Origin of the sequence: Micrococcus sp. TA1, assembly GCF_014199555.1 — a bacterium.
Taxonomy (GTDB): Bacteria; Actinomycetota; Actinomycetes; order Actinomycetales; family Micrococcaceae; genus Citricoccus.
The window spans coordinates 1-14000 of record NZ_JACHNW010000012.1 but is presented as its reverse complement, the minus strand read 5'-3'; the positions used below and the strand labels follow the sequence as shown (position 1 = coordinate 14000).

13 protein-coding genes are annotated in these 14000 nt (G+C 72.5%); 4 read left to right on the top strand and 9 right to left on the bottom strand.

Features of this window, described 5'->3' with window-relative positions; all coding sequences use genetic code 11:
• From GGQ69_RS16240 to GGQ69_RS16210, 7 genes are all read right to left on the bottom strand, one after another.
• The coding region (locus GGQ69_RS16240) for a zinc-binding dehydrogenase (RefSeq protein ID WP_183530434.1) at positions 1-750 on the bottom strand (750 nt) is incomplete at its 3' end.
• Positions 751-846: 96 nt separating this feature from the next.
• Positions 847-1719: an SDR family NAD(P)-dependent oxidoreductase gene (locus tag GGQ69_RS16235; protein ID WP_221243878.1), complete on the bottom strand. Its 873-nt coding sequence runs from the start codon at positions 1717-1719 to the stop codon at positions 847-849.
• Positions 1712-2818, bottom strand: a complete 1107-nt coding sequence (locus GGQ69_RS16230; protein WP_221243879.1) for a hypothetical protein — start codon at positions 2816-2818, stop codon at positions 1712-1714. Before GGQ69_RS16230 ends, GGQ69_RS16235 begins: the two co-directional genes overlap by 8 nt.
• Positions 2818-3381, bottom strand: coding sequence for a UGSC family (seleno)protein (locus tag GGQ69_RS16225; protein ID WP_183530190.1), 564 nt, complete (start codon positions 3379-3381; stop codon positions 2818-2820). The genes GGQ69_RS16230 and GGQ69_RS16225 overlap by 1 nt, the downstream gene beginning before the upstream one ends.
• Positions 3382-3391: 10 nt before the next feature.
• Entirely contained in the window at positions 3392-4552 is a 1161-nt protein-coding gene (locus tag GGQ69_RS16220; protein WP_183530192.1) for an NDMA-dependent alcohol dehydrogenase, read from the bottom strand.
• A 20-nt stretch (positions 4553-4572) separates the two neighbouring features.
• Positions 4573-6063 carry an aldehyde dehydrogenase gene (locus GGQ69_RS16215; protein WP_183530432.1) on the bottom strand — a complete coding sequence of 497 codons (1491 nt, stop codon included), beginning with the start codon at positions 6061-6063 and terminating at the stop codon, positions 4573-4575.
• A gap of 24 nt (positions 6064-6087) precedes the next feature.
• Positions 6088-7197 (bottom strand): NDMA-dependent alcohol dehydrogenase, encoded by a 1110-nt coding sequence (locus GGQ69_RS16210; RefSeq protein ID WP_183530430.1) that lies wholly within the window; start codon positions 7195-7197, stop codon positions 6088-6090.
• A 340-nt stretch (positions 7198-7537) separates the two neighbouring features.
• Between GGQ69_RS16210 and GGQ69_RS16205 the strand changes: the two genes are divergently transcribed.
• Genes GGQ69_RS16205 through GGQ69_RS16195 form a run of 3 tightly spaced genes read left to right on the top strand, consistent with a single transcriptional unit; the run spans position 7538 to position 9983 of the window.
• Positions 7538-8329, top strand: coding sequence for a 3-oxoacid CoA-transferase subunit A (locus GGQ69_RS16205; protein WP_298042700.1), 792 nt, complete (start codon positions 7538-7540; stop codon positions 8327-8329).
• Entirely contained in the window at positions 8326-9003 is a 678-nt protein-coding gene (locus GGQ69_RS16200) for a 3-oxoacid CoA-transferase subunit B (protein WP_183530426.1), read from the top strand. The genes GGQ69_RS16205 and GGQ69_RS16200 overlap by 4 nt, the downstream gene beginning before the upstream one ends.
• Positions 9004-9047: 44 nt before the next feature.
• Positions 9048-9983, top strand: a complete 936-nt coding sequence (locus GGQ69_RS16195) for an SDR family oxidoreductase (RefSeq protein ID WP_183530424.1) — start codon at positions 9048-9050, stop codon at positions 9981-9983.
• Positions 9984-10137: 154 nt separating this feature from the next.
• Here GGQ69_RS16195 and GGQ69_RS16190 read toward each other — a convergent pair whose 3' ends face one another.
• Together GGQ69_RS16190 and GGQ69_RS16745 are read right to left on the bottom strand one after the other, a co-directional pair.
• The gene (locus GGQ69_RS16190) at positions 10138-11052 is read right to left on the bottom strand and encodes an SDR family NAD(P)-dependent oxidoreductase (protein WP_183530422.1); all 915 of its coding nucleotides are present in this window, start codon (positions 11050-11052) and stop codon (positions 10138-10140) included.
• A gap of 30 nt (positions 11053-11082) precedes the next feature.
• Complete coding sequence (locus GGQ69_RS16745; protein WP_183530420.1) at positions 11083-12075, bottom strand: SDR family NAD(P)-dependent oxidoreductase; 993 nt, start codon at positions 12073-12075, stop codon at positions 11083-11085.
• A 247-nt stretch (positions 12076-12322) separates the two neighbouring features.
• Between GGQ69_RS16745 and mftG the strand changes: the two genes are divergently transcribed.
• Positions 12323-13969 (top strand): mycofactocin system GMC family oxidoreductase MftG, encoded by a 1647-nt coding sequence (gene mftG, locus GGQ69_RS16180; protein ID WP_183530418.1) that lies wholly within the window; start codon positions 12323-12325, stop codon positions 13967-13969.
• Positions 13970-14000 lie beyond the last annotated feature (31 nt).

Here is a 14000-nt window from a genome sequence, read left to right as displayed (position 1 = left end):
TCGCCCCGCGGTGAGGCCGGAGACCACCTCGACCACGTCCTGCGCGTCCGGCCCGTCCACCACGACGGTGTGGTCGGCGCCCAGCTGGCGCGCCACCTCGAGCTTGTGCCGGTCCGCCTCCAGGCCGGTGATCACCACCTGCCGGGCGCCGGCGGCCTTGGCCGCGATGACCGCGGCGATGCCCCGCTGGCCGGCGCCGAGCACCACGAGCGTGTCCCCCATTCCGACACCGCCGAGGTCCACGGCCCAGCGGACGCCGGCCCCCAGGGGGTTGTACATGGCGGCGATGTCGATCGGCAGGGAGTTGTCGATGCGGTGCATCACGGCGTTCGGGTCCAGGTACAGGTGCTCGGCGAAGCCCCCGACGACGGCCGGTGCGTCGTCGATCCCGGTCACCCCGTGCGAGTGCCGCCTGCGGCGGCATGATTGGTACCGGCCGACCAGGCAGTCCGCGCAGGACCGGCAGGGCACGATGACCTCCAGGGCGACGCGGTCGCCCACGGACACGCCCCAGCGTTCGGCGGCCCGCTCCCCCAGCTCCTCGATGATGCCCACCGGTTCATGGCCCGGGACGAAGGGCTGGGAGGTCATGCCCATGTGGCCCCGGTAGATCTCGATGTCGCTGCCGCAGATGCCGTTGGCCTCCACGCGCAGCAGGCCGTCGTCCGGCCCGATGGCGGGGCGGGGGAACTCTCGGATCTCGATCTGCCGGGGGCCGGTCTGCACGGCCGCGCGAATGGTCTCGGCCATGATTCGCCTTTCGGTCGGCAGCGCAACGTGGCCCTGGCCACGTGGCGCTGCAGGGTGGTGGTGGAGGACGGTGCCGGCGCCGGGCCGGCGGAGGGGTCAGCCGGCCACGGAGGTGACCGGGGGCCCGGGGGGCGCATGGCGTGCCGGGCCGCCGTCGACGGCCAGGATCTGGCCGGTGAGCCAGCGGGACTGCTCGCTGAGGAGGAACAGCGCGGCGTGGGCGATGTCCCACGCGCTGCCCTCCTTCTGGAGGGTGGTGGACTGGCGCCTCGGCTCCCGGAAGCGCTCGTCCATGTTGGCGGCGGCGAACGAGCCCCAGATGGCACCGACCTCCACGCAGTTCACGCGGATCCCCTGGGGACCCAGGGTGGTGGCGGCCCCCTCGGTGAGGTTCTCCAGTCCCGCCTTGGCCACGCAGTACGGCATGCCCGGCCCGCGGGCGCGCACGCCCACCGAGGAGATGTTGACGATGGAACTGCCCGCGGGCAGCAGCGGGACGGCGTGGCGCGTGGCCGACCATGCCGAGACCAGGTTGAGGGAGAGCAGTTCCTGGAAGCGGTCCGGGGTGACGTCGAAGATCCCCGCCCGGTCCCCGCTGGCCACGTTGTTCACCAGCCCGTCGAGACCGCCCAGCAGCTCCGCCGCCCGGGTGACCGCCTGACCGCAGGTCTCGTCGGCGGTGACGTCCGCGACGACGGGGACGGCGGTGCCCCCGGCCGTGACGATGCGGTCCACCGTGCGCTGGGCGGCTCCCGCGTCTCGGTCCAGCACCGCCACGGAGCCGCCGTGGGAGGCCACGAGCCGGGCGATGGCGTAGCCCACGCCCGGCAGCCCGCCGTTCTGGCCGGCTCCCGTGATCAGGATCCGGCGCCCCTCCATCCAGCCGCGCTCACCGGGCAGGATGGGGTCCTCGAGCGGGTCCGCGTCCCGGGCGGTGCCCGTCCGCGCCGCCAGTGTGGTCTCAGCCATGGAGTGCCCCCTCGGGGATCGTGCCGTCATGGGTGGTGGCCGCCGCCTCCGGGCCGATCACGGGCACGGGCGTCCCGGACCAGTCCGCGAAGTACCGGACCACCATGGAGATGCCCGCGTTGCGCGAACCGGCCACGGCCACGATCACCCTGTCCGGATCGGCCAGGGTGGGCTGGAACCGCTCCGGGTCCCCGCCCTGCCCCGGGAAGCGCACGCCGTTCTGCCCGGCGTCGTCCTTGCCGACGGCCTGCAGCTGCGCGGTGGTCCGTCCGGAGTGCTCCACGAGCCACCGCGCCACGTCCCGCCGCGAGTACCCCGCCCGAGCCAGCAGCTGGGCGTGCTCGGGGCACAGCACCACACCGGCTCCGGCGTGCTGGAAAATCCAGGCCCCGGACCGCCCGATGGTGTCCGCGAAGTCCGCCAGCAGCTGCTCGGGGTCGGAGGTGTGCCGGTTGTCCACGAACTCGCAGGTCCGCAACAGCGTGGTGGTCACGGCGTCACCGGGCACGCCGAGGTCCTCGGCCAGGGGTGGCCAGGGGCTCTCCTCCTCGTTCTCCGCCACCACGATCGACCACCGGCCCGGCAGGCCCTGCGTCGCCTGCTCGAGCTCATGGGGCCGGATGCCGTAGGCATTGCGGACCGTCAGCCCGATCGCCCGGCCGATCGTCGCGTTCGGGCGGAAGCCCGGGCCGAAGACGCCCCCGGAGTGGTTGATGCCGAGCTCCGTGCGGATCGCTCCGTTGACGATCACCAGCGGTGCCGGTCCGCTGGTGGACTGCCAGCCGCCGCCGCTCGTGGCCCGTTCCTTGGTCAGCGCCCGCCAGGCCGCCAGCACCACCGGGAAGTACTCCGGGCGGCATCCCGCCATCGCGGCGTTGATGGCCAGCAGTTCGACCGTGACGGTGCGGTCCACCTGTTGCAGGTGGCCGATGACCTCGTCGGCGGGCCGGCCGCCGGCGGCCAGGAACCGGTCGACCAGGTCCCTCGTGGCCGGGACCAGCGGCAGCCCGTCCGACCATCCCTGGTCGTAGGCGTACTCGATGGCCGCCTGGGCCATCGTCGCGTCCACGCGCTGGTGGCCGTTCTGTCCGGCGTCCATCACGCCGCCTCCGCCATCGTCAGGCGGCCGACGATCTCGGACACGAGGGTCCGGGCGCGGGCCCGGACCTCGTCCTCGGTGAGCACGGCCATCGGATGCTCGGTCTCCACCCACTCGTAGTCGGCGTCACCCTGCACCTGGGCCATGGCCCGGCCGGTGATGTCGAAGGCGTCCGTGAGCACGACGGCGGCCGGCAGTCCGGCGCGCTCGAAGGCGATGCCGTCGGCCACGGCGGCGGCGCTGCACGACCCGCAGTCTCCGACCCCGGTGATGACCACGTCGCAGTGCTCCCGGTACCGGTCGACGATGCTGCGGTCGACGGGCACCGAGAAGTTCTGCTTGGTCTCCACGATGCTCACCTCCCGCGCGCCGTGTTCCGTGGTCAGCAGGTCACCGACCGCACGCAGGAACAACAGGGCGTTGTGCTTGGTGTTGTCCAGCAGGCCGACCCGCAGGCCGGCCAGGGACGGGGGCCGTCGCGCCCGGTCGGCCACCGGCGGGGCCTGCACCTGGGCAGGGCCCGCCCCGGTGGGATCGAGGATCCCGTGAAGAGTGTGACTCATGGTGTCTCCCCTAGTCGTGGACGATGATGCCGCGGATGTTCCGGCCCGCGAGCAGGTCCTCGTATGCCGTGTTGACCTCGTCGAGGGCGTACCGGCGCGTGATGAGCTCCTCGAGCTTGAGGTCCCCGGACCGGTACAGGCCCAGCAGCTTCGGGATGTCGTGGAGCGGATTGCAGTCCCCGAACAGGGCACCGCGGATCTGGCGCTGATAACTGATGAGCATGCCGGCGTGGATGGTGACGGCCTGCTCGTTGAGGTGCCCCACCGAGGTGATGGTCAGCTTGCCGCCCTTGCCGGTCATCGCGATCCCGGCGTTGGCCATCTCCTGGGTGACGACGTCCGCGGTGATGATCACCTTGTCCGCCAGCTGGCCCCAGGTGGTCTCCACGACGAAGTCGTGGGCCTCCTGCGCCGTGGCGAAGGCATGGGTGGCCCCGAACAGTTCCAGTGCCGAATCCCGCTTGAACGCCACGGGGTCGACGACCACGACGTTCTTGGCCCCGGCGTAGCGGGCCCCCTGGACGGCGTTGGACCCGACGCCACCGGCTCCGAAGATCACGACGGTCTCCCCCGCGCGGACCTCGGCGGCGTAGACGGCGGACCCCCAGCCCGTGGGGACGCCGCAGCCGACGAGGGACCCGAGCTCGAAGGGGATGTCGTCCGGCAGCGGGACCACGGCGTACTCGGAGACGACCGTGTACTGGGAGAACGTCCCCAGGGTGCAGAAGCCGCCGACGTCCTCGCCGGCCTCGTCGTGGAAGCGGAACGTGTCGTCCAGGAACATGCCCGTCCCGGCGTTGAGCCCCTTGACGCACATGTTCTGGTGTCCGGTCGAACAGGGACGGCAGTAGCCGCACGCCGGGATGTAGGCGCACACCACGCGGTCCCCCGGCCTGACCCGGGTGACGCTGGGACCCACCGACTCCACCACGCCGGCGCCCTCGTGGCCGCCCACGATCGGGAAGCGGACCGGGGCGTCCCCGGCCGTGATGTGGTGGTCCGAATGGCACAGCCCCGCGGCGTGCAGGCGGACGCGGACCTCGTGCTCCTTCGGGGGGTCCAGCTGCAGTTCGGTGATCTGCCAGCCCTCGTGGGGACCGCGGGCGACGGCGGCCCGCGTGGTGAGGGTCGTCGACCCGGCCTCGTCGGTGGCGACGGAAGACGTCGTCATGGCCATGGTGGTGGCTCCTTTCAGTTCCCGGGGCGCACGGCGCCACGCATCGAGACGGTCTTGACCTGCGTCCAGTTCAGGACGGCGTCAGCGCCCATGGTCCGGCCGAAGCCACTGTTCTTGTATCCGCCGAAGGGCCCGCCGATGACGCCGGCGCCCAGGGCGTTGTTGACGCCGACCTGGCCGGCCTGCAGGGCCCGGGACATCCGCACCGCGGTGCCCACGTCCTCGGTCCAGACCGAGGCGACCAGACCGTACTCGACGCCGTTGGCCACCTCGACGGCCTCGTGCTCGTCGTCCACCGGGATGACCGAGAGCACCGGGCCGAAGATCTCCTCCTGGGCGATGGCCATGTCCGGGCTGACGTTGTCGAAGAGGGTCGGGGTGACGAAGAACCCGTCCCCGAAGTCGCCACCGGAGGGTGCGTCCCCGCCCAGCACCAGGTCGGCCCCGCCGGCCCGGCCGGCCTCGATGTAGCCCATGACGCGTTCGTGCTGGCGCCCGTTGATCAGCGGCCCCATGTTCACCTTCTGGTGCCAGGGTCCCACCGTGACCTCCTGCATCGCGGCGGCGAGGCGCTCCACCATCTCCTGGTGGACGCTGCGGTGCACCACCACCCGGGAGCCCGCGGCACAGATCTGGCCGGTGTTCAGGGTGATGCCGGTGGCGATCGCCGGTGCCGCGACGGAGAGGTCCGCGTCCGGGAAGATCACCTGCGGTGACTTCCCGCCGAGTTCCAGGTGGAGGGGGATGAGGTTCCGGGCGCAGGCCTCCATCACCGTCGACCCGGTGGCCGGGGAGCCCGTGAACCCCACCCGCCGGATCCCGGGATGGTTCGGGATGGCGGCCCCGGCCTCGGAGCCGAAGCCGGTGACCACGTTGATCACGCCCCCGGGGATGCCGGCCTCCTGGGCGAGCCGGGCCAGGGCCAGTGGGGCCAGGGGGGCGTCCTCGGCCGGCTTGATGACGATCGTGTTCCCCGCGGCGATGGCGGCGGCCACCTCGTTCGTGAACATCGGCCCGGGGGCGTTCCACGGGATGATGGCCCCCACCACGCCGTAGGGCTCGCGGAGGGTGAAGCCGAGGACGTCCGGGGAGTAGGTCGGCAGGGAGACACCCTGGACCTTGTCCGCCTGGCCGGCGATGAAGCGGATCATCCCGGCCAGCGGCGAGGGGCCCCAGTGGGGACGGCCGACGTCGCGGGACTCGAGCTGGTCGAGCACCTGGGCGTTCTGCTCCACGAGTTCGGCCCAGCGGTAGAGCAGGCCCGCTCGGGCCGTGGCGTTGAGGTCCCGCCAGGCCGGCAGTGCCCGCTCGGCCGCGCGGACGGCGTCGTCCACGTCCTCGGCGGTCCCCCGCGGCACCCGCCCGAGGACCTCGCGGTTGGCGGGATTGATGACCTCGATGGACTCACCGCCGGCGGCGGGGACCCACTCGCCGCCGATCAGCTGGACATTGTCCTGGAGCAACGGGGTGTCGAGTGCTTCCTGGGGGTCGATGACTGCAGTCATGGTGTTCTCTCTCTCGCGCTTCGATCAGTGCTCGATGGTGATGATGCCGCGGATGTTCTTGCCGTCGAGCATGTCCTGGTATCCCTCGTTGACCTGGTCCATGCTGTAGCGGTTCGTGATGAGCTCGTCGAGCTTGAGCTTGCCGTTCTGGTACATGCTCACCAGGCGGGGGACGTCGTGCAGCGGGTTGCAGGCGCCGAAGATGGCGCCCTGGATCCGCCGCTGGAAGCCGATCAGCATGCCCGGGTGTTCCCTGATGGACCCGTTGCCGACGGCGGTGATGGTGACCTGCCCGGACTTGCCCACGATGTTGATGGCGTCGTGGATGACCTCGTCGTGCAGGCTGCCGACCGTGATGATGGCGTGGTCCGCCAGTTCCCCCCAGGTCGACTCGATGACGAAGTCGGTGGCCTCCTGGGCGGTGGGGAACACGTGGGTCGCCCCGAACTCGAGGGCCTTGTCCCGCTTGAACTCCACGGGGTCCACCACCACGACGCGCTGGGCACCGGCCATGGCCGCCCCCTGGACCGCGTTCATGCCGACGCCGCCCGCACCGAACACCACCGCGGTCTGGCCGGCCTCGACACCGGCGGCGTGGACGGCGGAGCCCCAGCCGGTGGGCACGCCGCAGCCGACCAGGCAGGCCACGTCGAAGGGCAGGTCCTGCGGCACCGGGATCACGGAGTACTCGGAGACCACGGTGTACTGGGAGAAGGTTCCCAGCACGCAGAGCCCGCCGAAGTCCACGCCGTCCTGGTGGAACCGGAACGTCCCGTCCGGGAATTCACCGGTGGCCGCGTTCTTGCCGGAGTCGCAGAGATTCTGGCGCCCGGTGGAACAGTAGCGGCAGGACCCGCAGGCGGGAATGAAGGAGCACACCACGTGGTCGCCGACGCTGACACGGGTGACCCCCTCGCCCACGGCGTCGATGATGCCGGCGCCCTCGTGTCCGCCGACCACGGGCATCCGCATGGGGGCGTCACCCTTCTGGATGTGGTCGTCGGAGTGGCACATCCCGGCGGCCATCATCTTGATGCGGACCTCATTGGCCTTGGGCTCATCGAGGTCGAGTTCGGTGACTTCCCAGGGCTGTCCGGGCTCACGGCACACGACCGCCCGAGTCTTCATGCTCATGGGACCCCTTTCTGACTGAAGCTGGCGTGGTCCGGACGCTGACGGCCTCGGCCGCCTCCGCACCACCGGAGGATGGACCTACCGTCGCCCAGGTGTGACGCCCATCACCAGCGCCCTTCCGTGGCGCGGAAGCAGGCCGGCGCTTCGGACCACGGTGGTGGGTGGCGGGCCGAGCGGTCGTCCTGGGGCCCCCGGGCCCCGACCCGCTCCCGGGGTTCTGTCCGGTGGAAAGGGTGCTGTGCGCGCACCGGTGCGCGGGTTCACTGTCGGAGACGGGCCGTGGCCTGGACCACCTCGGACGTCCCCTCCCGAGGCCATGCACGATGAACGGAGAGCCGAAGTGATCGACAAGTTCCGCCAGGACCTGCACGGGCACCTGGACGCGGTGCCCGACGGCGCCACCGTCGCGGTCGGGGGCTTCGGCGCCTCCGGCCGTCCCGATGCCCTGCTGAACGCGCTGTGCGACCTCGGCAAGACCGAGCTGCACCTGTACGTCAACAACGTCGGCGAGGACTTCAAGGGCGTGGGCCGGTTGCTCCGGGAGGGCCGGTTGCGCCGGCTGACCGCGTCCTTCCCGATCCTGCCGGAGTTCTACGCGGAGTACTTCGCCGGTCGCGTCGAGTTCGAGCTGGTCCCCCAGGGCACCCTGGCCGAGCGCATGCGCGCCGGCGGGGCCGGCATCGCAGCCTTCTACACCCCTTCCGGGGCCCGGACCATGCTCTCGGACGGGGAGTTCGCCCTGTCCTACCGGGACGGACACCCCCACGCTCGGGTCGAGCCGAAGGAGACCCGTGACTTCGACGGCCGTCCCCACGTGCTGGAACGGGGCATCCGCGCCGACGTCGCCCTGGTGAAGGGACACCGCGGGGACCGCAAGGGCAACATCCGGTTCCGCCGCTCGGCGCGCAACTTCAATCCGCTGGCCGGGATGTGCGGCCGGCTCACGTTCGTCGAGGTCGAGGAGCTCGTGGACGTCGACGTCCTCGACCCGGACGACATCCACCTGCCGGGCGTCTTCGTGGACCACGTGGTGATGACGGCCGCAGCAGTGCCCGCCACGGCGCACATCGTGCGCACGGTGCCCGGTGACCACCACGACACCACCATCCCGACCGCCGAGGAGACGCGATGAGTCCGACCCCGACCGAGACCGCCCCGGCCCCGCCTCGCGGGTTGACCCGTGACCAGGTGGCCGCCCGGGTGGCCCGGGACCTGATCGACGGCTACACCGTCAACCTGGGTGTGGGCATCCCCCTGGCCGTGCCCCACTTCATCCCGGAGGACGTCGAGGTCGTCCTGCACGCCGAGAACGGCGTGCTCGGCCTCGGACCCCACCCGGGTGAGGGTCATGAGGACCCGGACCTGACCGACGCGGGGAAGAAACCGGTCTCCCTGCGGCCGGGGGCGGCGATCGTGGACTCGGCGATGTCCTTCGCCGTGATCCGGGGAGGCCACCTGGACGTCACGATCCTGGGTGCCCTCCAGGTCTCCGAGACCGGGGACCTGGCCAACTGGTACGTTCCCGGACGCAATCCCGCCGTGGGCGGGGCGATGGACCTAGTGGCCGGGACGCCGCAGGTGTGGATCTGCATGGAGCACGTCGACCGGCAGGGGCTGCCGAAGCTGGTGAGGCAGTGCACGTTCCCGCTCACGGGTGCGCGCGTCGTCACCCGCGTCTACACCGACCTCGCCGTGTTCCACGTGGAGGACGGTGGGCTGGTCCTCGTGGAGTGCGCCCCCGGCGTCAGTCCCGAGACGGTCCGCCGGCACACGGCCGCCGAGTACACCGAGCGGCTGGCCGGCTGAGACCGCCACGACCGGATCATCGCGAGCGCAAGGAGAGACCACCCATGGACCAGCTCGAGGGAAGGGTCGCCGTCATCACCGGCGGCAGCAGCGGCATCGGCCGCGGCATCGCGTCGGCCTGCCTGGAGGCCGGGATGCGCGTCTACGTCACGGGGAGGACACCCGGGCACCTCCGGGAGACGGTGCAGGACTTCACCGCCCGCGGTCTCGACGCCCGCCCCCTCCAGGTGGACGTCACCGACCTGCCCGCCATGCTGGAGGCGGCCGCGCGGGTGGAGGAGGAGACCGGCGGCATCGACCTGCTGGTCAACAACGCGGGGATCGGCCTGACGGGTCCCGTCAGCGCCGCGACCGCCGCGGACTGGGACTGGCTCATCGACGTCAACATCAAGGGCGTTGGCCACGGGCTGCAGGCCTTCCTGCCCCTCCTGCGGCGGGAGAGCCCGGGGCGGACCGGGGCGCACATCGTCAACACCTCGTCCATGGCCGGGCTGATGCCGATCGTCGCCGGTCTCTACTCGATGACCAAGGCGGCGGTGATCGCCCTGTCCGAGGCCCTCCACATCGAGCTGGCACCGGAGGGCATCGGGGTCAGCGCCTACTGTCCCGGTCCGACGCACTCGAACATCGCCGCGGCCGTCGCCAATCGCCCCGCCGGCTACGGCCCCTCGGGGTACGAGCGGCCGGACCCCGGTCACCTGGAGGCCGCTGCCGGGCAGCCGTACATGAGCGCCGAGGAGGCCGGGCGGCGGGTCCTGGCCGGAGTGCGCCGCGGGGACCTGTTCATCCTGACCCACCCCGAGTTCCGGGACGGCGTGGTCGACCGGCACCGGACCATCGAGGACGCGTTCCCGGACGAGCCCCTCGACGCCGAACGGGCGGCGGCCATCCCGTTCCTGACCTCGTCCCCCGTCTACGGACAGGACCACCGGCTGCCGCCCCCGGTCCACCCGGGACAGGCCGTGGACCTCACGCCCTGAGTGCCGCGCGGCCCCGCGCGCGTCCGTCCGCGGGGCCGCATCACCGGCCACCGCGCACGGTCGCACCGCGGACGCCGGCGTGCGCCGGGCGGCCGGGATGCCCGGCCGCCCGTCGCGGTCGGTTGCGGGCCCCTCCCCAGCCGGACCGCGGCGCTCAGCCGCGCAGGTCGAGGGGAACCACGGGGACCGGCCCGGCGAGCTCCGCCGGCCCTGCCGGGTGGTAGGCGAAGTTCTTGGCCCGGGCTCCGCCGTCGACGACCAGGTCCGTGCCCGTCACGAGCCGCGCGTAGTCCGAGGACAGCCAGGCCACGGCGTGGCCGATGTCCGTGGGCGTGCCGGTGGTGCCCATCGGGACCAGCGCGGGACGGTCACCGCCCCACCGGCTCGGGCGCCGCCACGGTTCCCCGCCCTCGGCACCGCCCAGTCCCGTCCCCCGGGGTGGCGGGCCGTCCAGCACGCCGCGCGCCCCGGCCGCCAGCAGGTCCGGATTGTCCGGGGTCGGCGCGGTGGGCGTGAAGCCGTTGACCCGGATGCCGTAGGGGGCCAGGTCCATGGCCGCGGCGCGGACGAAGTTGTTCACCCCGCCCTTGCAGAAGGCATAGGCGATGACCCCCGCCGTCCCGCTCCATCCGTTCGACGAGGAGACGCAGACGATCGACCCCCGGATCCCGCGCTCGGCCATCGCCCGGCCCACGTGCTTGGTGTTGAGGAAGTACCCCAGCGAGGAGACCCGCACCGCACGCTCGTAGGACTCCGCGTCCTCGTCGAGCACGCCGCGCCCGCCCAGCAGGGCGGCATTGTTGACGAGGATGTCGATCCTCCCCCACCGCCGGAGCACGGCGCCGACGTACTCGCCCACCTGCGCCTCGTCGGTCACGTCACCGGGGGCCGCCATGGCCTCGCCGCCATGGGCCTCGATACGGGAGATGCAGGCGTCCATCGACTCGGCGGAGACGTCGTTGCACGCCACCTTCGCACCGTAGCGGGCCAGGGCGAGCGCGATGCCACTGCCGATGTTGGGACCACAGCCGGTCACCAGGGCCACCTTGCCGTCGAGGTTCAGGTCCATCAGGACTCCTTCTGTCAGGGACGTGCGTGTTCAGACGGCGCTGCCGAGCACCGGCTCGGGCCGTCGCAGGGGGAATGGGCTCAGCCCGCCCCCGTCCACCGGAATGGCCTGGCCGGTGACGTACCCGGCATCGGGAGAGGCGAGGAAGGCCACGAGGGCACCGATGTCCGCCGGCATCCCCACCCGTCCCACCGGGATGGCCCGGCCGCGGGCCGCCATGGCCTGCGCCAGGTCGAGGTCGGCCACCGGGTCCAGGACGGCCCGGCTCGTGGCCACCAGCCCGGGGCAGACGGCATTGACGGTGATCCCCCAGGGCCCCAGGTCCATCGACAGGGCCCGCGTCATCCCGATCACGGCGGCCTTGGAGGCCGAGTACGCCACGGAACCCGGTGCCGCGGTGAGCCCGGCCATCGAGGAGACGTTGACGATCCGCCCGTATCCCTGGGCGCGCATCAGGGGTACGGCGGACCGGCACATCCAGTAGGTGCCGCGGACGTTCACGTCGATCTGGAGGTCGAAGGCCTCGTCGGGCACGTCCTCCACGTCCTGGCGGTCCACACCCTGCGGCGCGGCGGCGTTGTTCACCAGGATGTCGAGCCGGCCGTGGACCTCCCGGACGGTGTCGAACAGCCGATCGACGTCGTCACGGACGGAGATGTCGGCCAGCACGGTCTCGACTCGGGCCCCGGCCCGGCCCAGGTCCCCGGCGAACTCCACCAGGCCCGACGGCGGCGCCTCCCCCCGCCGTCGCTGGCGTTCGTTGGCCACGCCGCGCGGTTCGCGGTCCGTCAGGACGAGGGCCGCGCCCCGCGCGGCCAGCTCCCGGGCGATACCCTGACCCATCCCGTCGGGCTTGCCGCATCCCGTGACCAGCGCGACCTGACCGGCCAGGCTCCCGTGAGCACCCGCACCGGCCGGGCCGCCACCGGAGGGCGGCGTGCCCTCACCAGGGTGTCCTGCACGGCCCTCGGTTGCACCCTCGGTGGTGTTCTTGTCCACGTTCTCGTCCACGTTCTCATCCACGTCCGCCACGGTAGGCCCGGCCCCGCGCGCCCGGTGCCCGCCTTCCCCCCGGTGGAAGGCACCGCGCACCACCGGCGTCCATCCGCGAGGATCGGTCACGGGCCGCCGGCCTCCCCCTGGCCGCCCGGGGACCGCGGACCGGGCCGGTCCCGCCTCGGGGTGCGGAAGGGGTGGCGACGGCAGGCAGTGACTGCAGGCGCGGACCGCGGGCGGTGACGGTGAGACGGTGACGGCGGGCGGAGGACCGATGACGGCGACAGAGCGGCACGAGTACGACATCGTGGTGGTCGGAGCGGGTGGGGCCGGCGCGCCCTTCGCCGCCCGCGCGGCCGCCCTGACCGGGGCACGGGTGCTGGTGCTGGAGGCGGGCCCGGTCCCGCGGGACGCGTCCGGTTTCCCGCCGGAGGTTCTCGACGCGGCGGCCCTGCCGACCGTGGCCGGACGCGGCGCGCACACCAGCTGGTTCCCGGCGGAACTGGCACCCGGCACCCCGGCGGACATCGGCCGGGGCGCCGGTGCCGGCGGATGCACCGCCGTGAACGGCGCCTACTTCGTCTGGCCCCGCCTCACGGACCTGGACCGCTGGTCCGCCGCCGGCAACCCCGATTGGGCCCCGGAACGGGTGGTGCCGGTGCTGCGCACCCTGGAGGACGACACGGACTTCGGAGACACCGGGCGGGGCGGTGCCCGCCCGGGAACGGTGGTCCACGGATCGGCCGGTCCCGTGCCGGTCAGCCGGGCCCGCCTCGACCGTTCCCCGGTGGCGCAGGCTTTCTCCGAGGCTGCGGACGACCTGGGATTCGCACCGGTGACCGACCTGAACGACCCCGCCGTGGCCGAGGGGCATGGACCGCTGCCGCTCAACGTCCGCGACGGCGTGCGCATGAACACGGGACTGACCCACCTGTTGCCGGCCCTGCGGGAGGGACACATCACCGCCTGGGGTGACACCACCGTGCGGACGATCCTCCTGGACGGGAACCGGGCCGTGGGGGTGGAGGCCGAACGCGACGGACAGCCGGTTCGCGTCCACTGTGACGAGGTGGTCCTGGCTGCCGGTCCGCTCGCCACCCCCCATCTGCTCATGCTCTCCGGGATCGGCCCGGCGACCGCGCTGCGCCGGGCCGGGGTGCCCGTGGCCGTGGACTCCCCCGGGGTCGGCGCCTCCTTCAGCGACCATCCGGACCTGATGGTGACCGTCCCGCTGCGCCGTCCGGTGCCGAATCCCGACCGCCTGCTCTTCGGGTGGGCACTGCACCTGTCCGGTGAGTCCACGGCCACGCCCGGAGACGTCGAGGTCCTGCCCATGCTGCGCTCCTTCGGCGCGCTGGCCGGGGCCCCCGATGAGTCGGGTGACCTGGCCGTGATCGTCGCATTGCAGCGACCGGAGAGCCGGGGGGACCTCACCCTGGAGTCCGCGGACCCACGCCGACCGCTGCGGATCCGGCACCGCCACCTCTCCACCGAGCATGACCGCGCCCGCCTGCGCACCGGACTCAGGACGACCCATGCGCTCCTGAGGTCCGGTCCGCTGGGAGACCTCCTGGACGCCGGCCGCCTGGAGGATCTGCTGCCTGCGAATGATGCCGCCCTGGACTCCTGGATGGCCCGGAACCTGGGCACGGCCGTGCACACCGCGGGGACGGCACCCATGGGGCCGCCCGAGAGCCCCGGCAGCGTCACCGACCAGCAGGGCCGCGTCCACGGGGTGGAGGGGCTGCGCATCGTGGACACCTCCGTGCTCCCGGACGTGCCCAGCCGCGGGCCGGCCTCCACGGCGGCGCTGGTGGGCACGCACATGGCGACCCTGAGGGGTACGGACACCCGGTCTCGGAGCACCACGCCACCGGGAGGCTTCCATCACGCGGAAGCCACCCTTGGGCTCCGGATGTGATCTCCCTAACATCGAGGTCAGGGCGATCAGC